17 protein-coding genes are annotated in these 23,361 nt (G+C 71.2%); 12 read left to right on the forward strand and 5 right to left on the reverse strand.

What is annotated here, in order from left to right; all coding sequences use genetic code 11:
- Nucleotides 1-3 precede the first annotated feature (3 nt).
- Genes prs through WMF27_RS32330 form a run of 3 tightly spaced genes read right to left on the reverse strand, consistent with a single transcriptional unit; the run spans nt 4 to nt 3,910 of the window.
- Nucleotides 4-927, reverse strand: a complete 924-nt coding sequence (gene prs, locus WMF27_RS32320) for a ribose-phosphate diphosphokinase (protein WP_437765018.1) — start codon at nt 925-927, stop codon at nt 4-6.
- Nucleotides 924-2,870 (reverse strand): class I SAM-dependent methyltransferase, encoded by a 1,947-nt coding sequence (locus WMF27_RS32325; protein WP_437765017.1) that lies wholly within the window; start codon nt 2,868-2,870, stop codon nt 924-926. Before WMF27_RS32325 ends, prs begins: the two co-directional genes overlap by 4 nt.
- Nucleotides 2,867-3,910: a LolA family protein gene (locus WMF27_RS32330; protein ID WP_437765016.1), complete on the reverse strand. Its 1,044-nt coding sequence runs from the start codon at nt 3,908-3,910 to the stop codon at nt 2,867-2,869. The genes WMF27_RS32325 and WMF27_RS32330 overlap by 4 nt, the downstream gene beginning before the upstream one ends.
- Nucleotides 3,911-4,296: 386 nt before the next feature.
- Here WMF27_RS32330 and WMF27_RS32335 point away from each other — a divergent pair, with 386 nt between their 5' ends.
- The 3 genes from WMF27_RS32335 to WMF27_RS32345 all read left to right on the forward strand — a co-directional run bounded on the left by WMF27_RS32335 (nt 4,297) and on the right by WMF27_RS32345 (nt 8,660).
- On the forward strand, nt 4,297-5,571 hold the full coding sequence (locus WMF27_RS32335; protein ID WP_437765015.1) for a SpoIIE family protein phosphatase: 1,275 nt from the start codon (nt 4,297-4,299) through the stop codon (nt 5,569-5,571).
- Between the two features lie 101 nt (nt 5,572-5,672).
- On the forward strand, nt 5,673-8,042 hold the full coding sequence (gene purL, locus WMF27_RS32340) for a phosphoribosylformylglycinamidine synthase subunit PurL (protein WP_437765014.1): 2,370 nt from the start codon (nt 5,673-5,675) through the stop codon (nt 8,040-8,042).
- 99 nt (nt 8,043-8,141) lie between these two features.
- Complete coding sequence (locus WMF27_RS32345) at nt 8,142-8,660, forward strand: nuclear transport factor 2 family protein (RefSeq protein ID WP_437765013.1); 519 nt, start codon at nt 8,142-8,144, stop codon at nt 8,658-8,660.
- Nucleotides 8,661-9,912: 1,252 nt separating this feature from the next.
- Here the strand turns inward: WMF27_RS32345 and WMF27_RS32350 are convergent.
- Both WMF27_RS32350 and WMF27_RS32355 read right to left on the reverse strand, forming a co-directional pair.
- Nucleotides 9,913-11,028 (reverse strand): aminopeptidase, encoded by a 1,116-nt coding sequence (locus WMF27_RS32350; protein ID WP_437765012.1) that lies wholly within the window; start codon nt 11,026-11,028, stop codon nt 9,913-9,915.
- A gap of 100 nt (nt 11,029-11,128) precedes the next feature.
- Nucleotides 11,129-12,475 (reverse strand): class I SAM-dependent methyltransferase, encoded by a 1,347-nt coding sequence (locus WMF27_RS32355; RefSeq protein WP_437765011.1) that lies wholly within the window; start codon nt 12,473-12,475, stop codon nt 11,129-11,131.
- 393 nt (nt 12,476-12,868) lie between these two features.
- Here WMF27_RS32355 and WMF27_RS32360 point away from each other — a divergent pair, with 393 nt between their 5' ends.
- The 9 genes from WMF27_RS32360 (at nt 12,869) to WMF27_RS32400 (ending at nt 22,560) form a co-directional block, all read left to right on the forward strand.
- The gene (locus WMF27_RS32360; RefSeq protein ID WP_437765010.1) at nt 12,869-13,732 is read left to right on the forward strand and encodes an urease accessory protein UreD; all 864 of its coding nucleotides are present in this window, start codon (nt 12,869-12,871) and stop codon (nt 13,730-13,732) included.
- A 55-nt stretch (nt 13,733-13,787) separates the two neighbouring features.
- Nucleotides 13,788-14,498, forward strand: a complete 711-nt coding sequence (ureA, locus tag WMF27_RS32365) for an urease subunit gamma (RefSeq protein WP_437765009.1) — start codon at nt 13,788-13,790, stop codon at nt 14,496-14,498.
- The gene (gene ureC, locus WMF27_RS32370) at nt 14,495-16,210 is read left to right on the forward strand and encodes an urease subunit alpha (protein WP_437765008.1); all 1,716 of its coding nucleotides are present in this window, start codon (nt 14,495-14,497) and stop codon (nt 16,208-16,210) included. Before ureA ends, ureC begins: the two co-directional genes overlap by 4 nt.
- Nucleotides 16,211-16,303: 93 nt before the next feature.
- Nucleotides 16,304-16,966, forward strand: a complete 663-nt coding sequence (locus WMF27_RS32375) for an urease accessory protein UreF (protein WP_437765007.1) — start codon at nt 16,304-16,306, stop codon at nt 16,964-16,966.
- A gap of 9 nt (nt 16,967-16,975) precedes the next feature.
- Nucleotides 16,976-17,818, forward strand: a complete 843-nt coding sequence (gene ureG, locus WMF27_RS32380; protein WP_437765006.1) for an urease accessory protein UreG — start codon at nt 16,976-16,978, stop codon at nt 17,816-17,818.
- 330 nt (nt 17,819-18,148) lie between these two features.
- Complete coding sequence (locus tag WMF27_RS32385; protein ID WP_437765005.1) at nt 18,149-19,009, forward strand: response regulator; 861 nt, start codon at nt 18,149-18,151, stop codon at nt 19,007-19,009.
- A gap of 149 nt (nt 19,010-19,158) precedes the next feature.
- Complete coding sequence (locus tag WMF27_RS32390) at nt 19,159-19,854, forward strand: succinate dehydrogenase cytochrome b subunit (protein WP_437765004.1); 696 nt, start codon at nt 19,159-19,161, stop codon at nt 19,852-19,854.
- Between the two features lie 19 nt (nt 19,855-19,873).
- Entirely contained in the window at nt 19,874-21,787 is a 1,914-nt protein-coding gene (locus WMF27_RS32395) for a fumarate reductase/succinate dehydrogenase flavoprotein subunit (RefSeq protein ID WP_437765003.1), read from the forward strand.
- On the forward strand, nt 21,787-22,560 hold the full coding sequence (locus WMF27_RS32400; protein WP_437765002.1) for a succinate dehydrogenase/fumarate reductase iron-sulfur subunit: 774 nt from the start codon (nt 21,787-21,789) through the stop codon (nt 22,558-22,560). Before WMF27_RS32395 ends, WMF27_RS32400 begins: the two co-directional genes overlap by 1 nt.
- Nucleotides 22,561-23,361 lie beyond the last annotated feature (801 nt).

Raw genomic sequence — 23,361 nt, forward strand, 5'->3', positions numbered from 1 at the left:
GCCCTAGGTCTCCCGCTCGAGCGCGCGCACCAGGAGCGGCGCCACCGAGCGGAGGGCGCCGGGCGCATCGGCGAGCTGCTGGCTGCCAGGGTGAGAGTCGGTCCCGAGCAGCGTCGTGAACACGGAGGCCTTCCTGATCTTCTCGAGCGAGTCGCCCGGCAAGACGAGGTGGCTCGTGACGGCGTGGACCTTGGATGCGCCGGCGGCGAGGTAGGCGCGCCCCGCCTGGACGAGCGATGAGCCGGTGCGGACCATGTCATCGTAGATGACGACCTCGCGGCCCGAGACATCGGCGTTGATGCCGGTCACGCCGACGCCATCGCCTCTCCGCTCCTTGTACACGAACGCCGGCTCGACCCCGAGGGCGCGGGCGAGGCTCTGCACCCATTTGGCCCGGCCCGCGTCCGTCGCCGCCAGCACGTACGGGCGATCGCCCATCAGCTCACGGACCGCCTGCGTGATGAGCGGAGCGCCGTAGAGGTGGCGCGTCACGTGCGAGTCGCTGAAGTAGAACTCGATGCCATCGGTGTGCAGATCGAAGAGGAAGATGCGCGTGCCCGCGTCGCACGAGGGGATCGCCGAGATGAGCCGCGCCCGCGTCTTCGCGGTCACCACCTCGCCCGGCTTCACGGCCCTCTCCATGGTCGCGTAGCCGAAATAAGGCATCACGATGGAGAGCGACCGCGCGCCCGCGCGCGAGATGGCGCAGCCGAGGTCGTAGATCTCCAGCCAGTCGAGGTCCCGGGGGGCGCCGCCGAGCAGGACCACGTCGCGCCCCCAGCAGTCGACCGCGACGCGCAGGTAGCGCTCGCCATCGGGGAAGCTCTTGCGCTCGACGAGGCCGCGCTCGAAGTCGCCCGCGGCCAGGAAGGCAGGCTCGAGGTAGCTGTACGAGCTGATCGTGATGAGCAGGCGCCGCTGGCTCATCGCGCACCTCGGCGGGTCGTCCGGGCCGGAGCGGGCCCTCGGCGCGCGCCCCGGGCAGGCGCGGCCTTCGCCGCCCTCGCGAACGGCGCGGCCTTCCCCGCCTTCGCGAACGGCGCGGCCTTCCCCGCCTTCGCGGGCGGCGTGGCCTTCGCGGACGGCACAGCCCTCCCTGCCTTCGCGGGCGGCGCGCCCTCTCGGGCCCTCGCGGACGGCGCGCCCACGCTGGCGAGGACGCTCTTCAGGTGGGACTCCGCGCCTGGTTCGCTGGGAAAATCGACGGGATCGGGGAGATCTTTCATCTGCACGACGTCGCATCCTGCTTCACGCGCGGCCTCGTGCAAATGGCGTCGGAACCTGGCGCGCGCGATGCCGCGGTGGTTGGTGCAGGCGAGCAGCCTGCCGCCCGGGGCGAGCACGCGGAAGGCGAGCGCTGCGAGCGCGCCGAAATCGCTCGCCGCGCTGAAGCGGCTCTTCTTCGTGGTCGCGAAGCTCGGCGGATCGAGCACGACGAGGTCGAAGCGCCGGTCGGACTGGGCGGCGGCCTTCAGCCACGGGAACACGTCGGCCTCGACCACGACGTGCGCCGCCGGGTCCGCGCCGATCGCGGCGAGGTTGTCGCGCGCCCAGGCGACCACGCCCCGGGACACGTCGACCGTCACGCTCTCGCGCGCGCCGCCCGCCACGGCCGCCACGGTGAACGCCCCCGTGTAGGCGAACAGGTTCAGCACCCGGGCCCCCCGGGCCAGCTCCCGCACCCGCCGCCGGTTCTCGCGCTGGTCGAGGAAGATGCCGGTCGAGAGCCCGTCGCCGAGCCGCACCTTGAACGGCAAGCCGTGCTCGAAGACGGTGAGCTCCTCCGGGGCGTCCTCCCCCCGGACGGCGTGCCGCGGCGCGAACTCCTCGCGCCGCGCGTCGACGATGACGCTCGCGTGCTTCGGGCGCGCCTTGAGGTAGACGCCCTTCGCCCCGAGCCGGTGGGCCGCGTCGAGCACGAGGTCCCGCGGCGGCGCGCCCGGCTCGCCCTCGCCCGCGCCGGACAGCGACACGACGAGGTGCTCGCCGTACAGGTCGACGGAGACGGAGGGGAGGCCGTCGCCCGCGCCATGGACGAGCCGGAGCGCCGTGGTGTCCCCCGCGCGCGCGATCCCGTACCGCCGCTCGGCGGCCTCGCGCATGGCGCGCTCGACGGCCGCGACGCCGCCCGCGTACGGGTCCGCCGGCGCGGCCGCGAGCCACGCCTCGAAGACTGCCGGCAGCTGCGAGCGAAAGGTCGCGGCCGCGCCCGTGGCCGGGTGATCGAGGCGGAGCTCGGCGGCGTGCAGGAGCAGGCGCGGGGCCGCGGGGCCGCCGTAGAGCGGATCGCCGGCGATGGGGAGGCCGATCGCCGCGAGCTGCACCCGGAGCTGATGCGTGCGGCCTGTCTCGGGCCGGAGCTCGAGCAGGGCGCGGTCGCCGCGGCGCTCGAGGAGGCGGTAGCGGGTGATGGCCAGCACGCCGCTCGCGGCCCGATCCTCCCGCGCCCCGCCGGTCTCGGCGAGCGCGCGCATCGCACCTCCCGGCGCCGGGACGAGGCGGTGCCGCAGGGTGCCGCGCGGCGGCCGATCGCCGAAGCCGGAGACCGCGGCCACGTACGTCTTCTGCACCGTGCGCCCCTCGAACTGCCGCGCGATGGCCGCGTTCGCCTCGCGCCGCCGCGTGAACAGCAGGACCCCCGACGTGTCGCGATCGAGCCGCTGGTGGATCCCGAGGTACGCCTCCGCGTCGCCCCGGCCGCGGAGGAAGGCGCGGAGGCGCGTCACCATGTCGTCGATCCGCTCCGCCTCCGGCGCGTGCGTCGACAGGCCAGCCGGCTTGTCGACGACGAGGAGATCGCCGTCCTCGGCGAGGATCCACTCCGGATGGATGTCGGGAAAGAGCTCCGAGAGCGAGAGGTGCGGGGTCATCCGTTCTGCTTGACGTCGGTGCCGGGCGGCGCCGTGAACTGGAACTCCGCCGGATCGATCGACGCGGGCTGCGACGCGTCCTCGAAGTCGAACCGGTTCCGGTTGCCCTGCGCGTCGACGATGAGGACGCGGCGCACGACGCCAGGGTCCTTCTTCGCGAGGAGCGCCTTGTCGATATAGAACATCACGAATTCGTAGTGGGGAGTCGGCGCCCGCGGCTTGCCGACGAGCACGGGGCCGCCCTCGAACTTCGCCTTGTCGTTGAAGGTGAACGTGAACGACGGGCGGAGCCCGTGGCCCATGAGGAACGAGAGGGCGCCCGGATACTCCGAGTTCTGCACCGGCGTGACGAACATCTGCCGGTCCTCGGCGACGTAGACCTTGAGCGACACGCCGTCGGAGACGATGCGGTTCTGGTTCGGCGGATCGTAGCGAAACGAGATCCTGTCCGGCTTCTGGACCGACAGCGCGCCGCTCTGCTTCTTGACGGCACCCGAGACCTTCTGCGTGTGCTCCTGCTTGAAGCGGGCGGAGTATGTCTTCTTGCCCACGAAGATCGCGTCGACCTCGGCCGCTACGGCGTCCGCGGATCCCACCTCGGCGGGCGGCACCGCGGGCGGCGCCGCCGTGCCGGGCGCGGGCGCGGAGGTCGCCGCCGGCGCCTCGGCGCGCCCTCCGCCCGCGTCGCGCGCTGCCGCGTCGCCGACGACCGTCCCCGCGTCGCGCGCCGCCGTCGCGGCGCCAGCGTCCTCGCGCTTCCGGCCCGCGTCCTCCGCCGGCGCGCCCGCGTCGGCCGACGCACCGCCGCCCGCCGCCGCGTCCGGCGTCGTCGGAGCGCCCGCGCCGGGGGCCGCCGCGGGGGCGCTCGCCTGCGGCGGCGCGTCAGCCGGCTGCTGCGGCGCGGCGGCCGGCTGCGGCAGGGCCTGCGCGGCGGAGGGCGAGGCGTCGGGCGCCGCGCCGGCGGGAGCGGGCGGCGCGTCGCAGGCCGCCACGACCAGGGCAACGGCCGGGACGAGGGCGACGAGGCGGAGGCGGTTCATCGAAGAGCTCGCTTTCAAGGAGAGTGCGTCGCGTGTTCTAGGACAGGTAGGGCCGAGGTGGTAGCGCCGACCTCCACCGCCCCGGTCCCTGCGCCGGCGGCATCGACGGCGATCTCGCAGCGTCACCGGGGCGCTCGCGACCGTCGTCGCTCGAAAATTGGGCCGCGCCGAGGTCAGGAACACCGACGCGCGCCGGGGCACGCCCAGGGACGCCGGAGATCCCCACGGCGCCGGAACGCGGCGCGGCGGCGCGGCGAAACGGCGGAACCCTGCCGGAACGGCGGAACGGCGGCGTGGGCACGCGCCGGCGACGACGTCGTCATGAGCACCCGGGGCGAGACCATGTCTTGACCCCTATTTCCACGTAGCCCAAACTCTCCGGCCGCATGCGCGTGGGCACTCCCTCCCTGATCGATGCGTCGTCGCTCATCCTGATCCTGGACGTCTCGCGCAAGCTCGCGGCGCCGTGCGATCTCACCGAGCTGCTCGAGCTCATCATCAAGACGGGGCGGGAGGTGATAGGCGCCGACCGCGGGAGCGTCTTCCTCTACGACGAGGAGGCCAAGGAGCTTTACTCCCGTGTCGCCACGGGCGAGGCCCAGATCCGCGTCAGCATCGACAAGGGCATCGCCGGGGAGTGCGCGCGCAAGCGCCAGACCATCCTCGTCGACGACTGCTATTCCGACCCGCGGTTCAATCAGGAGATCGACCGCCGGACGGGGTATCATACGAAATCCCTCATCACGGTGCCGCTCATCGGGCTCGACGACAAGCTCGTCGGCGTGCTCCAGATGCTGAATTCGAAGGCGGACCACTTCGGCCCGGACGAGCGCGACGTGGCGGAGCTGCTCGCGGCGCAGGCGGCCGTGGCCGTGCAGCGCACGCTCCTGCTCGAGGAGCGCATGATCAAGCTGAAGCTCGAGCACGACCTCACCATCGCGCGCGACATCCAGCAGAACATCCTCCTGCGGCGGCTGCCGCGCTGCCCCGGCTATTCGCTGTCGGCGTTCAGCAAGCCGGCGGACGACACGGGCGGCGACATCTACGACGTCATCCGGCTCGACGAGCGCGCGGACATGTCGCCGATGCTCCTGCTGCTCGCCGACGCGGCCGGGCACGGCATCGGCCCCGCCCTCAGCGTGACCCAGTTCCGCGCGATGCTCCGCATCGGCCTGCGCCTCTCGGCCGACATGGACGCGCTCATGCACCACGTGAACCAGCAGCTCCTCGAGGACCTGCCGAATGACCGCTTCATCACGGCGTTCCTCGGGATCCTCGACCCGACGACGCACCAGCTCCGCTACCACGCCGCCGGGCAGGGGCCGCTGCTCCACTACCGGGCGGCCGAGGGCCAGATCGTGTGGCGCGATCCGTCGACCGTCCCGCTCGGCATGTTCAAGGATCTCGACCTGCCCCCGATGCCGCCCCTCGTGATGGCGCCGGGCGATCTCCTCGTGCTGCTGACCGACGGCTTCTACGAGTACCAGGACGCCGCCGGGCAGGTGTTCGGCAAGGAGCGCGTCGGCGACCTCATCCACCGCCTGCACGCGCGCCCCACGTCCGACATCCTGGGCGCGCTCCTCGCCGAGGTGCGCCGCTTCGCCGGCTCGGCCAAGCAGATCGACGACCTCACCGCGCTGCTCGTGAAGCGCGACGCCTAGAGCGAACCCGACCGGGATCCACCCGGAGCGGGACCCACCCGCACAGGAGACGGGCCCACCCGCTCTTCCCCTCGTCCCGTCCTTGCGCTAGCTAGGCCGCGATGAGCGCCGCCGCTGCCGCCCCTGTCAACGCCCCCTCCCCCTTCCCCGGCGATCCGCCGGTCGACCCCGCGCTCGCGCAAGCGCACAAGCTCTCGGCGAGCGAGTGGGAGCGGGCGCGCGAGCGCCTCGGGCGGCAGCCGACGTTCACCGAGCTCGGCGTGCTCAGCGTGATGTGGAGCGAGCACTGCTCGTACAAGAGCTCGCGCGTCCACCTCGCCCGGCTGCCCACGACAGGCCCGCGGGTCATCCAGGGGCCCGGCGAGAACGCGGGCGTCGTCGACATCGGCGACGGGTTCGCGGCCGTCTTCAAGATGGAGTCGCACAACCACCCGTCGTACATCGAGCCCTACCAGGGCGCGGCGACCGGCGTCGGCGGCATCCTGCGCGACGTCTTCACGATGGGCGCGCGCCCCATCGCGAACCTCGACTCGCTCCGCTTCGGCCGGCCGGAGCACCCGCGCACGCCGCAGCTCCTGCGCGGCGTCGTCGCGGGGGTCGGCGGCTACGGCAACTGCATCGGCGTGCCGACCGTGGGCGGCGAGCTCTTCTTCGATCGCGCCTACGACGGCAACATCCTCGTCAACGCCTTCACCTGCGGCGTCGTCCGCGCCGACCGCATCTTCTACGGGCGCGCGAGCGGCGTCGGCAACAACGTGCTCTACGTCGGCGCCAAGACGGGGCGCGACGGCATCCACGGCGCGACCATGGCCTCCGACGAGTTCTCCGAGGGCGGCCCGAGCCAGCGCCCCACGGTGCAGGTCGGCGATCCCTTCATGGAGAAGCTCCTGCTCGAGGCGTGCCTCGAGATCTTCGCGGAGGACCTGCTCGTCGGCGTCCAGGACATGGGCGCCGCGGGGCTCACCTCGTCGTCGGTCGAGATGGCGGGCCGGAGCGGCAGCGGCCTCGACCTCGATCTCGACCTCGTGCCGCGGCGCGCGGCCCGGCTCACGCCGTACGAGATGCTGCTGAGCGAGTCCCAGGAGCGCATGCTGCTCGTCGCGAAGCCCGGGTGCGAGGCGCGCGTCATCGAGATCTGCACGAAGTGGGAGCTCGACGCGGCGATCATCGGCAAGGTGACCGACACCGGCCGGTGGGTCGTGCGCGCCACGCCCGGCTACGACCCGCTCGGCGGCGCGGCCGCCGGCGTGGCCCGGAACCCGGTCGTCGTCTGCGACCTGCCCGTGGATTTCCTGACCGACGCGGCGCCGAAGTACGACCGCCCCCAGCGCGACGACGCCTCGCTGCCGGCGCGCCGGGCGTTCGACCCGCGCTCCCTCCCGGCGCCGGCCTCGTGGTCCGCGCTCTTCCTCGAGATGGCGGGCTCCCCGAACCTCGGCTCGCGCGCGTGGGTGTGGCGGCAGTACGACCAGATCGTGCGGGGCGGCACCGAGGTCCGGCCCGGCAGCGACGCGGCGGTGGTGCGCGTCCCCTGCGAGAAGGACGGCCAGCGGCACCAGAAGCTCCTCGCCTTCTCGAGCGACTGCAACGGGCGCCTCTGCGAGCTCGACCCGTTCCAGGGCGCGGCGATGGCGGTGGCGGAGGCGTGCCGCAACGTGGTGTGCGCCGGCGCGGAGCCGATCGGCCTCACCGACTGCCTCAACTTCGGCAACCCGGAGCGGCCGGAGATCATGCGGCAGATCGCGCTCGCCATCGACGGCATGGCGGCGGCGTGCCGCGCGCTGTCGGTGCCCGTCGTGAGCGGCAACGTGTCGCTCTACAACGAGACCGACGGCCGCGCGATCCTGCCGACCCCGACGGTCGCGGTGGTGGGGCTCGTCGCGGACGCGGGGGACGTGCTGCGGGCCTCGTTCCCCGCCGCCGGCCTGACCGTGCTGCTGCTCGGCGATCCGCGCGGCGGCCCGCTCGGCGGCTCCGAGTACGTCGCCCGCCACACGGGCGAGGTGAAGGGGCCGCCCCCCGCGCTCGATCTCGACCGCGAGGCGCGGCTCCAGGGGCTGTGCCTCGCGCTCGCTCGCTCGCGGCCGCAGCTCCTCCGGAGCGCGCACGACGTCTCGGAGGGCGGGCTGGCGATCGCCCTCGGCGAGTGCTGCGCCGCCGCCGACGATCCGGCGGCGCTGGTGGGCGCGCGGGTGCGGCTGCCGGGCGCGCCGGACGGCGGCGCGCGCGAGCCGCTCGCCGAGGCGCTGTTCGGCGAGGCGCCGAGCCGGATCATCGTGAGCGTCCGGCCCGAGGACGCGGCCGAGGTCGCGCGGCAGGCCAGGGCGGCGGGCGTGCCCTGCACCGAGCTCGGCACGACCGGCGGCGACCGGCTCACCATCGACGCGGGCAGCGGCGAGGGGATCGACGTCGAGCTCCGCGCCCTGCGCGAGGCGCGCGATCGGTGCCTCGAGCCGATCGTGGGGCGATAGCTGCGATGGCCTACAGAGGGCGCCAGCGGGATCGGTCCCGCGGTTCCGCGGTTCCGCGGTTCCGCGCGCTCGCGCGGCGCCTTCGCCTATACTTGCAGCATGAAACGCTGGATCCCGCTCGGGCTCATCGCCGCCGGCGCCGTCCTCGGCGCGGCGGCGCTGCTGCTGTCGCCCTCCGAGGAGGAACGGATCCGCGACCGGCTCACCCAGCTCGAGAACGCGGTGCGCATCGACGACGGCGAGCGGAATCCGCTGGTGCGCCACGGCCGCATTCGCGGTGAGTTCGCCGAGATCTTCGCGAAGGAGGCGAGCGCCCGCATCGTCGAGATCGGCGACAGCCTCCGCGGCCGCGACGAGCTCGCGAACGCGGCGACCCAGGCAGTGGTCGTCTATCAGACCGCGGAGGTGAGCCTGGGTGGCACGGAGATCCAGGTCGACCCGGCCGGCATGACGGCGGAGGTGACCGCCACCGCGACGGTCACGGGCGCCCGGCATGGGCGTGAGGTCCGGCGCGACGAGCTGCCCGTGGTGCTGCGGCTCGAGAAGATCGACGGCGAGTGGAAGATCGTCTCTGCCACCGTCCACCCCAGGCACACCCCCGGCGACGACGGCCGCTGACAACCGCGCTCAGGCCCGAGACGCAGCCAGCAGCGAGCTTCGCGGCGTCGAGGGCACGCCAGGGAAGCGCTCGTGCGCACAAAAAAAAGAAAGGCCGGTCGGGAAGAACCCGCCGGCCTGAGGCCCGCTTTCGCGGACCCACCGGGACCGCACAGAAGCGCCGGCGGAGGGGAGTCCACCGGAGTCCTGGAGAGGCCCGCGATCAGAAGAGATCAGAAGTCAGAAGAGAGAAGTCAGGAAAGCAATACGAAGCGCAAACAAGCAAAGAGCGAAGACAAAGCGAAGACGGGCGGGACATTAAGACAATCCGAGAAGCCAGTCAAACTGAAAGATGAAGCTGAAGCGAAGTGCAAAGCGCAAACCGGAATCGGACGGGCAAACTCAAGCGAAGCAGGGGAGAAGCTGAAGCGAAGCGGGAAGCAGGGTCAACATCGAGAGCGGCACAACAGATAAGAAAAGCTCAGACCGGGGTCTGACAAGCTGATCATACCAAGCCAACGCAACGGGCGACGCGCGTCGCGCGTGCCTCGACCATCCCTCCTTAATCGCCTCGTGAGGCGTCTGTCGTCACGTGAACCGAAGCTCTCCGCCGGCACCCGGCGACAAGTCAATCAAGGAGCCCGATACCGCAAGAGCCATGGCATTCGGGTGACGGCGGGGTCGCGATCGCTCGGCCAGCGTCGCAGAGCACCTCGCTTGGCGTCCCCCCCGAAGACCGGGGCTGCATTGCGAAGGTCATGCCAGGGTCCCCCCTCTTCGAGTCCTCATGAAACAGGACGACAAGCAGGGGCGACATCTGGTGGATACATAGAGCAACCGGCGGGCCAACGGCGAAGGGGCGGCGGCCCTGGCGCCCTGCAGCCAAAATTGCCGCTGAAACCCTCCCTCCGAGGCGCGCGCGCGACCCCGGAGGCCAGCACCGGTCATACATTTCCGCAGGGACTGGTCCGATCCAGGGATGGGTTCAGATCCAGAACGCAAATGTCACCTGGACATGAATACGTTCATCCTCGAGCCGCTGGACGCCCCGCATTGCACCGTGGAAGCGAAGAAGTGCAAGAGCGCGGGACGGCTGCCATCGACGCTTTGCGTCGTTACTCGACGACGTGCCCCCCGCCAAAGGCGCAGCGCGCTACGCGGCGCAGCCCGCAATACGCAGCGCGGCGCGCAGCTCACCCCACATCGGCGCAGCGCACGGCACATAGCGCACGGCACACAGCGCAGCGCACGGCGCACAGCGCAGCTCGCTGGGCTACCTGCAGCCGGCCTCGATCAGCGGCTCGACCACACCGGCGATGTTCTCTTGGGGCGCGGAGAATCTGTGGCGTTCGAGCCTCCGCAACGCGCCCAGGAACCTCGGCCAGCTGCCACCGCAGGTCGCGAGCAGCGCCCGGAGCTCCGGAGTCCCCGAGTTGTAGACACCGAACTGCACGAGCGACGCGTTGTTGATCGGACGGCGCGCCCCGATGTCGACCTTGAGCCGGGCCAGCACCGCATCCTTCTCCGCCCGCTTCTCGGCGTCGGGCGCCGGGGACGCATACAGCCGATTGAGGTGGACGTAGGCCGCGTGCAGCGCGCGCGTCCGCACCTCGCTCCTCTCCAGCTCCCTCATGTAGGCCGTCTTCTCCGCGGAGAAGGGGCCCACCCGCTCGTCCAGGTAATGCTTGGTGAGCTCGTCCCCGACGAAGCTCGCGAGGCTCTCGTTCAACCTCGTCTGCCCCTTCACGTACAGCGTCGCGTGCAGCGACTCGTGGAGCACCACGTTGGCGAGGTCGCCGAGCGCCTCGTCCCCGTCCGAGATCATCGTGGACAGGACCGGATCCTCGAGCCAGCCGAGCGTCGAGTAGGCGCCCGCCGGACGCACGTCGACGTCCCAGCCGGCCGCCTTGAGCGGCGCCGCGAACGCCTTGGCATCCTGGAGATCGAACCACCCCATGTAGGGGACGGTACCCACGATAGGAAAACTCCATGTCTTCGAGCGGAACCGCAGCGGCTCACACGCGCTCACCACCCAGACCGCGGCGGGGCGATCGAGCTCGACATACGTCCTGTAATTGCCGGTCGGGGTCAGCCCGTGGCGCTCCCCGAAGCGCTTGATGTGCGGGACCTCGCGCAGCAGCGCGCGCGTCCGCCACGGCTTGCGGGCGTCGAAGGCGGCGTCCTCGAGCGACTCGGCGCGCCAGGCCATCGAGAGCTGGCCGACGCCCGCCTGCGCGATGTAGCGGACCTGGGTACACGATGCGAGCAGGAGACAGAGCGCGACGAGCCCCGCGGCGGCGCAGACCAGGCGCGCCGTGGAGCGAGGGCGCGACATGGACCACGAGGGCGCGGCGCCGCGACGGGCGCTGGCCGCAAGCCTTTCGCTCATCCTTAGCTGATAGCTGGCCGCGCGTGCTTAACAAGCTCTTCCGCGCAGAGGACGCGCGCCCCACCGGCACCCGTGGTGCGCGTGGGGCGCGCCCGACCGATCAGGACGGCAGCGCCGCCCCCCACGAACTGAGCTGCACGGCCGGGACGATCGGCGCGCGTTCCCGCGGCGAGGGCTCCTCCGTGGCATACAGGGGCTCGCGTGCGAGGGGGTAGTCGCGTGGAGCCCCGTTCGCCAGCACCATCTGGATGGCGCCGAGGTGCCCGCTGCGGAACGCGGCGGCCGCGCACGCGAGATAGAACTCCCACGTCCTCATGAAGGCGCCGTCGAAGCCGGTGACCCGCTCGATCTTCTCCCTGTTCTCCAGGAAGTTACGGCGCCAGCAGCGCGCCGTGAGCGCGGAGTGGCGCCGCAGGTTCTCCGCGTCGAGCACGTCGAGGCCGCGCGCCGAGGCGCGCGTCGCCATCCCCTGGAGCGAAGGAGGCCAGTATCCCGGGAAGATGTGCTTTTGCAGGAAGGGGTCAGTCCGCGACGACTCCTGCTCTCTGGTGACGCTCTCGAGCAGGCACACGCCGCCCGGGGCGAGCAGCGCCTTCACCCTGTCATAGAACACCTCGATACGACGCTCGCCGGCATGGCACATCGAGCCCAGGGAGACGAGCCGATCCCACCGCGGCTCGTCCTCGAGCTCGTCGCAGCTCATCACGCGGACCTCGACCGGGAGCCGCCGCGCCGCCGCCTGCTCGCGGATGTACCTCGCCTGGTTCTCGCAGAGGGTGATGCCGAGGCACTGCACCCCGTACGCCTCCGCGGCGTGGAACATGAGGTGCCCCCATCCGCAGCCGAGATCCAGGAGCCGTTGCCCGCGCCGGAGCGCGAGCTTCCGCGCGACGAGGGAGATCTTGTGCGCCTGCGCGTCGTCGAGCGTCTCGCCCGGAGCGCTGAAGTAACCGCAGGACGTCTGGAGGCGCCTGTCCAGGTAAAGAGGGTAAAAGTCGTTACCTAGCCCATAGTGACGCTCGACGGCGAGCCGCTCGCGCTTCGCCGCCCCGGAGAGCAGCCCGAGCCGGAGCGCGTCGAGCACGCCCGAGAGGCCGCGGTCGAGCGACGACGACGCGGGCACGAGGCGCGGCAGGCGCGCCTCCACGGACCGAGCGAGCAGGAACAGCCCGGCGAGCGAGTCCTCGAGATCTCCCTCGAACGTGACCTCGCGCCGGACATAGGCCTCACCGAGGCCGAGCGTGCCCCGGAGCGCCGTCTCGCAGAGCGACCGACGCGTCCTGAACGTCACGGCGAACTCGGGCGCGCCCGCGCCGAAGCGCAGCCGCTCGCCGCCCCAGAAGCGCAGCTCGAACGGGGTCTCGCCGTGGCGCTCCAGCAGGCGCGACGCCGCTTCCTTGAACCGACGAGACCACGGCGGCATTTCGCCCTTCCTGACGATGAACATCGGACCCCCTCCACGGCCCCCCGGCCGCCCGACGAGCTGACCCGAGCTGCGCTTTCCCGTCAAGCAACATGTCATCCATGCAAACGACATCACAGCGAGTCACGGAACGCCCACAGCGGCCGGCGGACACCCCGGACACGCGCTGTCGTCGGGGACAGGAGGAACGCAGTGGCTGGCTCGCTCATAACACCGTGGTGGTGTTCGGGAGAGTCCTGACAGCATGCTCACATGTCCGGGATGTTTCATGTCCAGGCGAAGGAGGGAAATCGGGAAGATGATTCGAATTTCTCCCCACCTTCCTGGTCGTGTTCCTGGTCGCGTGAGGTACCCATCCCCTGTGTGCGCTGCGCCCCCTCGCGGCCGGGGCGCGGTCCGTGGTACGCACGCCGGCCCGTGACCACGCCCAGCGATCCTCCCGCCGCCCAGCGAGACCCGCCGCCGCCCGCGCGGCGCGCAGGGAAGGCCGGCAGCGGTGAGCTCGTGTTCACGCGAGTCGGAGCGCGCACCGCGCTCGAGAAGGCGCTCGCCAGGAGCCCGCTCAAGCTGCTCGCTCCGAACAACCACGGGCAGGCAGCGTGGGTGTTCGTCGCGAGCTTCGGCGGCGGCCTCGTCGGCGGGGACGAGCTCCACCTCCACGCGCGCGTCGGGCGCGGGGCCGCCGCGCTGCTCAGCACCCAGGCCTCGACCAAGGTCTACCGCTCGCCCCTCGTCAGCCGCCAGCGCCTCGAGGCCGAGGTCCAAGCGGGCGGGCTCCTCGTCGCGATCCCCGATCCGGTCGTCTGCTTCGCGGGCTCGCGGTACGAGCAGGACATCGACGTCGCGCTCGCGGACGACGCGTCGCTCGTGCTCGTCGACGCGCTGTCCTCGGGCCGGAGCGCGCGGGGCGAGCGCTGGGCGTTCGACCGGTACGCGTCGCGCATCCGGGTGAGCCGCGGCGGGCGGGCCGTGCTGCTCGACGCGACGCGGCTCGATCCCGCGCACGGCGCGCTGCCCGAGCGCATGGGGCGCTTCGACGCGCTCGCGACGCTCGTCGCGCTCGGCCCGCGCGCCGCGAGCGCGGCGGAGGCGCTGCTCGCGCCGCGGCCGCCGCCCGAGCGGCGCGCCGAGCTCGTCGCGTCGGCCAGCCCGCTCCGGGGCGGCGGCGCCGTCGTGCGCGTCGCGGGCACGAGCGTCGAGCGCGTGGCCGGCTTCCTCCGCGGCGCGCTCGGCTTCCTCGCGGGTGAGCTCGGTGATGATCCGTTCGCACGAAAGTGGTAGCGTCGCGCCGCGCCGGCAAAGCCGCGGCGTCGCCGCGCCGGTAGAGAGGGCGAACATGCACCTTGCGCCTCGTGATCTCGACAAGCTCGTGCTGCACGGCGCGGGCTTCCTCGCCCAGAAGCGCCTCGCGCGCGGGGTCAGGCTCAACTACCCGGAGGCCGTCGCGCTCATCGCGACGCAGATCCTCGAGCTGATCCGCGACGGCCGCAGCGTCGCCGAGCTCATGGACGTCGGCCGCCGCCTGCTCGGGCGCGCGCAGGTGATGGCCGGCGTCCCCGAGATGGTCGCCGAGGTCCAGGTGGAGGGGACCTTCCCCGACGGGACGAAGCTCGTCACCGTCCACCACCCGATCGCGCTCGAGCACGGCGATCTCGCGCTCGCGCTCTACGGCAGCTTCCTCCCCGTGCCCGACGCGTCGCTCTTCCAGCCCGCGGGCCAGGGGGAGGTGACGGCCGGCGAGGTGCTCGTGACGCCCGGCGAGGTGCTCGTGAAGCCCGGCGAGATCGAGCTCTCCCCCGGCCGGCGGCGGCTCTCCCTCCCCGTGAAGAACCTGGGCGACCGGCCGATCCAGGTGGGCAGCCACTACCCGTTCTCGGAGGCGAACCGCGCGCTCGAGTTCGACCGGGCGGCGGCGGCGGGGATGCGGCTCGACATCCCCGCGGGCACCGCGGTCCGCTTCGAGCCGGGCGACGAGAAGACGATCACGCTGGTGCAGGTCGACCCGCACGCGGCGGCGCACGCCGCGCGGGAGGAGCAGCAGGCATGAGCCACAGGATGCAGCGGCGGCACTATGTCGATATCTACGGGCCGACGGTCGGCGACCGGGTGCGGCTCGGCGACACCGGCCTCATCGCCGAGGTCGAGCGGGATCACACGTCCTACGGCGACGAGTGCAAGTTCGGCGGCGGCAAGGTGCTGCGCGATCGCATGGGGCAGATGCCCGGCGCCTCGAACGACGAGGCGCTCGACTGCGTCATCACGAACGCGCTCATCGTCGACTGGACCGGCGTCTACAAGGCCGACATCGGCATCAAGCGCGGCCGCATCGCGGCGATCGGCAAGGCCGGCAACCCGAAGGTGATGGCCGGCGTCACGCCGGGCATGGTCGTCGGCGTGACGACGGAGGTCATCGCCGGCGAGGGCCACATCGTCACGGCCGGGGGCGTCGACGCGCACATCCATTTCATCTGCCCGCAGCAGGGGTACGAGGCGCTCGCGTCGGGCGTCACCACGTTCGTCGGCGGCGGCACGGGCCCGGCGACGGGCACGAACGCGACCACGTGCACCCCGGGCGCCCGCCACATCTCCCTGATGCTGCAGGCGACGGACGTCCTGCCGCTCAACATCGGCCTCACCGGCAAAGGCAACACCTCGTCGCCCGAGGGGCTGCTCGAGCAGGTGCGCGCCGGCGCCGTCGGGCTGAAGCTGCACGAGGACTGGGGGACGACCCCGTCCGCCATCGACTGCTGCCTCAGCTTCGCCGAGCACGAGGACATCCAGGTCACGCTCCACACCGACACGCTGAACGAGTCGGGCTACGTCGACGACTCCATCGCGGCGTTCAAGGGCAGGACGATCCACTCCTACCACTCCGAGGGCGCGGGCGGCGGGCACGCGCCCGACATCCTGCGCATCTGCGGCGAGCCGAACGTCATCCCGAGCTCGACGAACCCGACGCGCCCGTACACCGTCAACACGCTCGACGAGCACCTCGACATGCTCATGGTCTGCCACCACCTCGACCGGAACATCCCGGAGGACGTGGCGTTCGCCGAGAGCCGCATCCGCGGCGAGACCATCGCGGCCGAGGACATCCTGCACGACCTCGGCGCGATCAGCATCATCTCGAGCGACAGCCAGGCGATGGGCCGCGTCGGCGAGGTGATCACGAGGACCTGGCAGACCGCGCACAAGATGCGGGATCAGCGCGGCCGGCTGCCCGAGGAGCAGGGCGACAACGACAACTTCCGGATCCGCCGCTACGTGGCCAAGTACACGATCAACCCGGCCATCGCGCACGGCATGTCCCACGAGATCGGGTCGGTCGAGCCGGGCAAGCTCGCGGACCTCGTGCTGTGGCGGCCCCAGATGTTCGGCGCGCGCCCGGAGCTCGTGATCAAGGGCGGCCTCATCGCCTGGGCGCAGATGGGCGATCCGAACGCGTCGATCCCGACGCCTCAGCCGTACTACATGCGCCCGATGTTCGGCTCGCTCGGCACGGCGGTCGGCGAGACGAGCATCGCGTTCGTGTCGAGCCGCGCCATGGACGAGGGGAGCATCCGCCGGCTCGACCTGAAGAAGCGCCTCTCGGCGGTCCGCCGGTGCCGCCGGATCGGCAAGGCCGACATGCGCCTCAACAGCACGCTCCTGCCGATCACGGTCGATCCCGAGACGTACGAGGTGCGGGCCGGCGGCGAGCTCCTCCGCTGCGATCCCGCGAAGATCCTGCCCCTCGCGCAGAGGTACAGCCTCTTCTGAGGCGGGGAGGCCGCTCCGCGCCCGCGGGTTCACCCGTCTCTCCGCCTGCTTCCGTTGGCTCCCGTCCGCTCCCGTCCGCTTCCATCCGCGCGCATGAACAGGTGGCTCCTCCTCCAGCTCTCCGACTCCGCGTTCCCGGTCGGAGGGTTCGCGCACTCCGCGGGCCTGGAGGCGGCGGTGCAGCTCGGCGAGGTCGGGCCCGGGAGCGCGCTCTCGTCGTTCGTCGCGAGCGCGCTCTGGCAGGTGGGCCTCGGCGCGCTGCCGCTCGTGCGGGCTGCGCACGAGCGCCCGCTCGACATCGCGGCTGTCGACGACGCCTGCGACGCCTTCCTCGTGAACCACGTCGCGAACCGGGCGAGCCGGACGCAGGGCCGCGCGTTCCTCGCGACGAGCGCGCGCGTGTTCCCCTCCGCCGAGATCCGCCGCCTCGACGCCGCCGTTCGGGCGCGGGAGGCGCTGGGCCACCACGCGCCGGCGTTCGGCGCGGCCCTCGCGGCGCTCGGCGTCCCGCGCGAGGACGCGCAGGCCGTGTACCTGCACGCCTCGCTCCGCGGCGTCGTCTCGGCGGCGGTGCGCCTCGGGCTCATCGGGCCGCTGGAGGCACAGCGACTGCAACTCGAGAGCGCGCCGCTCCTCGACGCGGTGCTCCATGAGTGTGAAGATCACGGCATCGACGAGCTCGCTCAGCCGGCGCCGCTCCTCGATCTCTTCGGGGCCACGCAGGATCGGCTCTACTCGCGTCTCTTTCAATCGTGAGGTGACAGCATGCACGACCCCGGCGAGCACGGGCACGGGCACAACGGCCACGACCACGACCACGACCACGTTCACGACCACGACCACGACCACGTTCACGGGGGTGGCCATCGGCACGCGCATGCGCACGGAGACGGGCACACGCACGAGCACGGGCACACGCACGAGCACTGGGCGCATCCGGGGCTCTTCAGCGAGCGGGATGCGCCGAAGGACCGCGATTTCTCGGCGCGCGCGTTCACGGTGGGGATCGGGGGGCCCGTCGGCAGCGGCAAGACGGCGCTCGTGCTCGCGCTCTGCCGCGCGCTGCGCGACAGGATGCCGCTCGGCGTCGTCACGAACGACATCTTCACCCAGGAAGACGCCGAGTTCCTGCACCGCAACGAGGCGCTGCCGCCGGAGCGCATCCGCGCGGTGGAGACCGGGGGCTGCCCGCACGCGGCGATCCGCGAGGACATCAGCCACAACCTCGTCGCGCTCGACGACCTCATGGATCACGTCGCGCCCGCGCTCCTCATCGTCGAGAGCGGCGGCGACAACCTCGCCGCCCAGTACAGCCGGGAGCTCGTCGACTACACGATCTACGTGATCGACGTCGCCGGCGGCGACAAGGTGCCGCGCAAGGGCGGACCGGGCATCACGCAGTCGGATCTGCTCGTCATCAACAAGACCGATCTCGCTCCGCACGTCGGCGCCGACCTCGGCGTCATGGAGCGGGACGCCCGGAGGATGCGGGGCGACGGGCCGTTCCTGTTCGCCCAGTGCAACCGGAGCCAAGGAGTCCCCGAGATCATTGACCACATCCTCTCCGCCATGCGCCGCGCGACCACCACGGCGCCTCCCGCGAAATAGGCCTCTATCGCAGCGCCTCCCGCTGCGAGAAGCGCTGCGATAAGCGCTCACGCTCCACAGGAGTCGGCATACCGGAGCACATCTGCGCCGGGCGCGCGGCGCCCCCCCTGTCAACGGAGGACTGCGGCAACGCCGCTTCGACTTCCGTTTCGCTGGAATACCGGTTCTATTGGACCTTAGGCGGACTTCGGACGGGTGGTAGAGGGCGGAGAGGGCTCCGCCGGGCGGAGCGGCTTCCACCACGACCGCCGCGGTCGCCACGCGATCACGGCAGCGCCGGATGGCGAGGCGGCGCGGCGCACCCGTTGTAGACCAGAGGAGGAGGCATCAGTGAGCCAGGCCCGACCCCATGTGCTGGTGGTAGACGCCGAGAAGAGGGTCCTCGACAGGCTCGCGCTCGAGCTGAACCAGGGCGGCTTCGACGTCACCTGCGCCGAGAGCGGGCTCGCGGCGATCGAGCTCGTCAAGGCGCGCCGCTTCGACCTCGTGGTCGCCGATGTGGGGGCGCTCGGCATCGAGGGCGCCGGGACCATCGCCGCGCTCAAGGCGCTCGGCCCGGACCTCGAGATCGTCGTCGGCACCCCCTGCTCGAGCGTGCAGGCCGCCGTGGAGTGCATCGAGCGCGGCGCATACGACATGCTGGAGAAGCCCTACGACGTCGACGACCTGAAGCGGCTGCTCGAGGCGGCGATGCTGCGCACCCACCTCGACGCCGTGGCGGCCGTCCACCAGGCGAGCGCCGCCCTGGTCGCGTCCCTCTCGCGGGACGACTTCCCCGAGCGGGCCGTGGATCTCGCGGCGAAGGTCGTCTATACGACCAGCGCGGCGCTCTCGCTGGCGCTCGATCAGGGGGCCACCCTGTACCAGGCGACCTCCGGCGCCGAGGTGTCGGCGGCGTTCATCGCCCGGCTCGCCCGGCGCATCGAGGGCGCGCTCTCGCCTGTCCGCCTGTCCGCGGACGACGCGCCGGATCTGCTCTGCACCGCAGAGGGCGATCGCTTCGGCGCCGCCATCGTCGCGCCGCTCCGCCTGGGCGAGAGCTCGTTTGGCGGCCTCGTGGTGCTCCGGGACGAGCGCCTGCCGGCGTTCACCAGCCAGGAGGAGCAGGCCATCGGCATCTTCGCGATTGAGCTCGCGCTCGCCTTTTACGGCCACAAGGTACGGCGCTCGCTCGGCCCCTGCGCCGCCTGACGCTCGCGCGCGGGATCGCGCGGGATGTGGATGAGGCGCGCGTCCGCGCCGAGACCGAGATCTGCGGCGAGCGCCCGCAAATTCTTCGGCGATCGAGCTCAAGATTCCCTCTGGCGAACGCGTTCACACCCCACTAAAGGAAGGGAGCGATGAGCCCCACCGCTGCACCATCGACTCTCCCCGCCAGGGCCCAGCGCGCCGCGACCTTCTACCGGGACCTCGTCGGCAAGAAGATCGCGATGGCGCTGAGCGGCGTCATCTTCTTCGGATTCGTGATCGGCCACATGACCGGCAACCTGCAGGTCTTCCTCGGCCGGGAGAAGATCAACGACTATGCCGCCTTCCTCCACGGGACGCCCTCCCTGCTCTGGGGGACGCGGATCGTCCTCCTCGCCGCCCTCATCGTCCACGTCTACACGGGCGTGACGCTCGCGCAGCACAGCCGCGCTGCCCGGCCGGTCCCCTACCAGGTGAAGGGGCAGCGGCACCCGAACGTCGCCGCGCGGACGATGCTGCTGAGCGGCGGCGTCCTCGCCGCCTTCATCGTCTATCACCTGCTCCACCTGACGACGGGCACCCTGCACCCCGACTTCGTGCCGCTCGACGCCTACGACAACGTCGTGAAGGGCTTCAGCTCGGCGCCCGCGGCGATTGCCTACGTCGTGGCCATGGGCCTGCTCGCGCTGCACCTCTACCACGGCGCGTGGAGCATGTTCCAGTCGGTGGGCATCAGCCATCCGCGCTACACGCCGGCGCTCAAGAAGTTCGCGGCCGCGTCGTCGATCCTGCTCTTCGCCGGCTTCTCATCCGTCCCGCTGGCCGTCCTGTTCGGCATCGTCCGCTGAGCCCGGAGCCTCCGTCATCATGCAGCTCAATGCGAAGATCCCCGAAGGTCCCATCGAGAAGAAGTGGGACCAGCACCGCTTCAACCTGAAGCTCGTCAACCCGGCGAACAAGCGGAAGTACACGGTCCTCGTCGTCGGCACCGGCCTCGCCGGGGGCGCGGCGAGCGCGACGCTGGCCGAGCTCGGCTACAACGTGAAGAGCTTCTGTTTCCAGGACTCTCCGCGCCGCGCCCACAGCATCGCCGCGCAGGGCGGCATCAACGCCGCGAAGAACTACCAGAACGACGGCGACAGCATCTACCGCCTCTTCTACGACACCGTGAAGGGCGGCGACTACCGCGCGCGCGAGGCCAACGTGTACCGGCTCGCGCAGATCAGCGTGAACATCATCGACCAGTGCGCCGCGCAGGGCGTGCCGTTCGCGCGCGAGTACGGCGGCGTGCTCGCGAACCGCTCGTTCGGCGGGGCGCAGGTGTCGCGCACGTTCTACGCGCGGGGCCAGACGGGGCAGCAGCTCCTCCTCGGCGCCTACCAGGCCCTCGAGCGGCAGATCGGCCTCGGCAAGGTGAAGATGTACCCGCGCACCGAGATGCTCGACCTCATCGTCATCGACGGCAAGGCGCGCGGCCTCATCACCCGCAACCTGATCACCGGCGCGCTCGAGACGCACCTCGGCGACGCGGTCGTCCTCGCGTCGGGCGGCTACGGCAACGTCTTCTTCCTCTCGACGAACGCGAAGGGGTCGAACACCACGGCCATCTGGCGGGCCCACAAGCGCGGCGCGCTCTTCGGCAACCCCTGCTTCACGCAGATCCACCCGACGTGCATCCCGGTCTCGGGCGACTACCAGTCGAAGCTGACGCTCATGAGCGAGTCGCTCCGCAACGACGGCCGCATCTGGGTGCCCACGAACCCGGGCGACACGCGCCCGCCGGAGGTCATCCCCGAGGGCGAGCGTGACTATTACCTCGAGCGCCGCTATCCGAGCTTCGGCAACCTCGTGCCGCGCGACGTCGCGTCGCGCGCGGCGAAGGCGGTCTGCGACGAGGGCCGCGGCGTGGGGCCGACGCGGCTCGGCGTGTACCTCGACTTCTCGGACGCCATCCGGCGCCTCGGCAAGCCGGCCATCGCCGAACGCTATGCCAACCTCTTCGACATGTACGAGCGCATCACCGGCGACGACCCGTACAGCGTCCCGATGCGCATCTATCCGGCCATCCACTACACGATGGGCGGGCTCTGGGTCGACTACAACCTGATGAGCACGATCCCCGGCCTGTACGTGCTCGGCGAGGCGAACTTCTCCGACCACGGCGCGAACCGGCTCGGGGCGAGCGCGCTGATGCAGGGCCTGGCGGACGGGTACTTCATCATCCCCTACACCATCGGCGATTACCTCGCGTCGACGAAGCTCGAGCGGGTCGACGACCTCCACCCCGCCGTGAGGGACGCCGAGCGCGACGCGAGCGCCCGGCTGAACAAGCTGCTCGGCGCGAACGGCTCGCGCACGGCCGACTCGTTCCACCGCGAGCTCGGCAAGATCATGTGGGAGCAGTGCGGGATGGCGCGCAACGCGGCCGGGCTCAAGGGCGCGCTCGCGCGGATCCCGGAGCTCCGCGAGCAGTTCCACCGCGACGTCCGCGTCTCGGGGACCGGCACCGGCCTGAACCAGGAGCTCGAGAAGGCGGCGCGCATCGCCGACTTCTTCGAGCTGGCGGAGCTCATGTGTCGTGACGCGCTCGACAGGGAGGAGTCGTGCGGCGGGCACTTCCGCGAGGAGCACCAGACGCCCGAGGGCGAGGCGAAGCGCGACGACGAGCGCTTCTCCTATGTCGCCGCCTGGGCATGGCGAGGCGAAGGTCAGGCCCAGGAGCTCCACAAGGAGCCGCTCCAGTTCAACGAGGTTCACCCCACGCAGCGGAGTTACAAATAATGCGCCTCACCCTCCATGTCTGGCGGCAGAAGGGCAAGTACGAAGCGGGCCGGTTCGTCACGTACGATGTGCCCGACGTCAGCGAGCACATGTCCTTCCTCGAGATGCTCGACGTGCTCAATCAGCGGCTCATCCTCAAGGGTGAGGAGCCAATCGCGTTCGATCACGACTGTCGCGAGGGCATCTGCGGCATGTGCGGCTTCATGATCAACGGCCAGGCGCACGGCCCCCTCCGTGGGACGACGGTGTGTCAGCTGCACATGCGTCACTACAAGGACGGCGACGTGCTGTGGCTCGAGCCGTGGCGGGCCCAGGCGTTCCCGGTGGTAAGCGACCTCGCGGTGGACCGCAGCGCGTTCGACCGGATCATCGCGTCGGGCGGCTTCGTCTCGGTGTCGACGGGCAGCGCGCCGGACGCGAACGCGATCCCGGTGCCGAAGGTGGTCGCCGAGCGCGCCATGGACGCGGCGGCGTGCATCGGCTGCGGCGCCTGTGTCGCATCTTGTCCGAACGCGTCCGCCTCTCTCTTCACCGCGGCGAAGCTCACGCACCTGAACCTCCTGCCGCAGGGCGAGCCGGAGCGCGATCAGCGGAGCCTCAACATGGTCGCCCAGATGCGCGTCGAGGGCTTCGGCCACTGCACGAACGTCGGCGAGTGCGAGGCGGTCTGCCCGAAGGAGATCCCCCTCGACATGATCGCGAAGATGAACCGCGACTACCTGCGCGCGACGCTGATCCACCGCGACGTGCAGGCCAAGGGCGGCACCGGCTGAGGCGCCGCACCGCCGGCCTCGCCCGAGGCCGGCGGCGCCTCCCCTCCCTCCCCTCTCCTCGACAGCGAACGCCCTCCTCCCGCACGTCATGAACGGCGGCGCTCCGGCGCCGTCACCCCGCCGTCAAGGCGGGCGCGCCCCGGATTGACCACCGGCTCGCCGCCCCGACGCGCCGCGCCACGGGTGCGCGTGTGGTCCGCGAGGTCAGGCCGGCCCTTCGGCCCCTCACCGCCGGTGCGGCCGGCCCCCGGTGCCTGCAGGCGCAGGCTGCAGCGCCTCGGCACGAGGCTCACCCGAGCAGGGCCCCGCGGCATGACAGGCGAGCCCTGGTGCCGCGGATGCGCCAGCACGATCCCGACGGCCGCCGCGGGTGTGGCACGAGACCGCCGTCATCGCGTGTTTTCGTACAATTTTTCACCAAAAACGCAAGATTTCGCGGGCTACCTGTGGAAAACCGGCCAGGAGTTTCCTGATCACCGACTCAGGTACTTCCTAAACGACCTTCACATCGCGAGCTCCAACCGTACAGTCAACGTGGGATAAGCACTCGGCATGTTTCGAGAACATCTCGTCGCGACTCGCGCCCATGCCAGTGGGGGCTTTCCGAGCGTGACGAGCCGTCGCTCCAGTAGCAGCGCAACCGCGAAGATGCCGTGGCGCTCTCCCGCGCCGCAATGAAACGTGTCAGGGTCAACAGGCACTTGTTCGAGGTTACGAGTTGGAATAACCTCGAAATTGTCCTGAACGGGATCAGTCGTCATAAGACAATTGTGGTCACCCCACACCATGTCGTAGACTAGG

Source organism: Sorangium sp. So ce281, assembly GCF_051527395.1.
GTDB classification, from domain to species: domain Bacteria; phylum Myxococcota_A; class Polyangia; order Polyangiales; family Polyangiaceae; genus Sorangium; species Sorangium cellulosum_B.

Bases quoted from the DNA above. Each gene is read 5' to 3' on its own strand.
- prs (WP_437765018.1), bottom strand. From the start codon at position 927: ATGAGCCAGCGGCGCCTGCTCATCACGATCAGCTCGTACAGCTACCTC.
- WMF27_RS32325 (WP_437765017.1), bottom strand. From the start codon at position 2,870: ATGACCCCGCACCTCTCGCTCTCGGAGCTCTTTCCCGACATCCATCCG.
- WMF27_RS32330 (WP_437765016.1), bottom strand. From the start codon at position 3,910: ATGAACCGCCTCCGCCTCGTCGCCCTCGTCCCGGCCGTTGCCCTGGTC.
- WMF27_RS32335 (WP_437765015.1), top strand. From the start codon at position 4,297: ATGCGCGTGGGCACTCCCTCCCTGATCGATGCGTCGTCGCTCATCCTG.
- purL (WP_437765014.1), top strand. From the start codon at position 5,673: ATGAGCGCCGCCGCTGCCGCCCCTGTCAACGCCCCCTCCCCCTTCCCC.
- WMF27_RS32345 (WP_437765013.1), top strand. From the start codon at position 8,142: ATGAAACGCTGGATCCCGCTCGGGCTCATCGCCGCCGGCGCCGTCCTC.
- WMF27_RS32350 (WP_437765012.1), bottom strand. From the start codon at position 11,028: ATGAGCGAAAGGCTTGCGGCCAGCGCCCGTCGCGGCGCCGCGCCCTCG.
- WMF27_RS32355 (WP_437765011.1), bottom strand. From the start codon at position 12,475: ATGTTCATCGTCAGGAAGGGCGAAATGCCGCCGTGGTCTCGTCGGTTC.
- ureA (WP_437765009.1), top strand. From the start codon at position 13,788: ATGCACCTTGCGCCTCGTGATCTCGACAAGCTCGTGCTGCACGGCGCG.
- ureC (WP_437765008.1), top strand. From the start codon at position 14,495: ATGAGCCACAGGATGCAGCGGCGGCACTATGTCGATATCTACGGGCCG.
- WMF27_RS32375 (WP_437765007.1), top strand. From the start codon at position 16,304: ATGAACAGGTGGCTCCTCCTCCAGCTCTCCGACTCCGCGTTCCCGGTC.
- ureG (WP_437765006.1), top strand. From the start codon at position 16,976: ATGCACGACCCCGGCGAGCACGGGCACGGGCACAACGGCCACGACCAC.
- WMF27_RS32390 (WP_437765004.1), top strand. From the start codon at position 19,159: ATGAGCCCCACCGCTGCACCATCGACTCTCCCCGCCAGGGCCCAGCGC.
- WMF27_RS32395 (WP_437765003.1), top strand. From the start codon at position 19,874: ATGCAGCTCAATGCGAAGATCCCCGAAGGTCCCATCGAGAAGAAGTGG.
- WMF27_RS32400 (WP_437765002.1), top strand. From the start codon at position 21,787: ATGCGCCTCACCCTCCATGTCTGGCGGCAGAAGGGCAAGTACGAAGCG.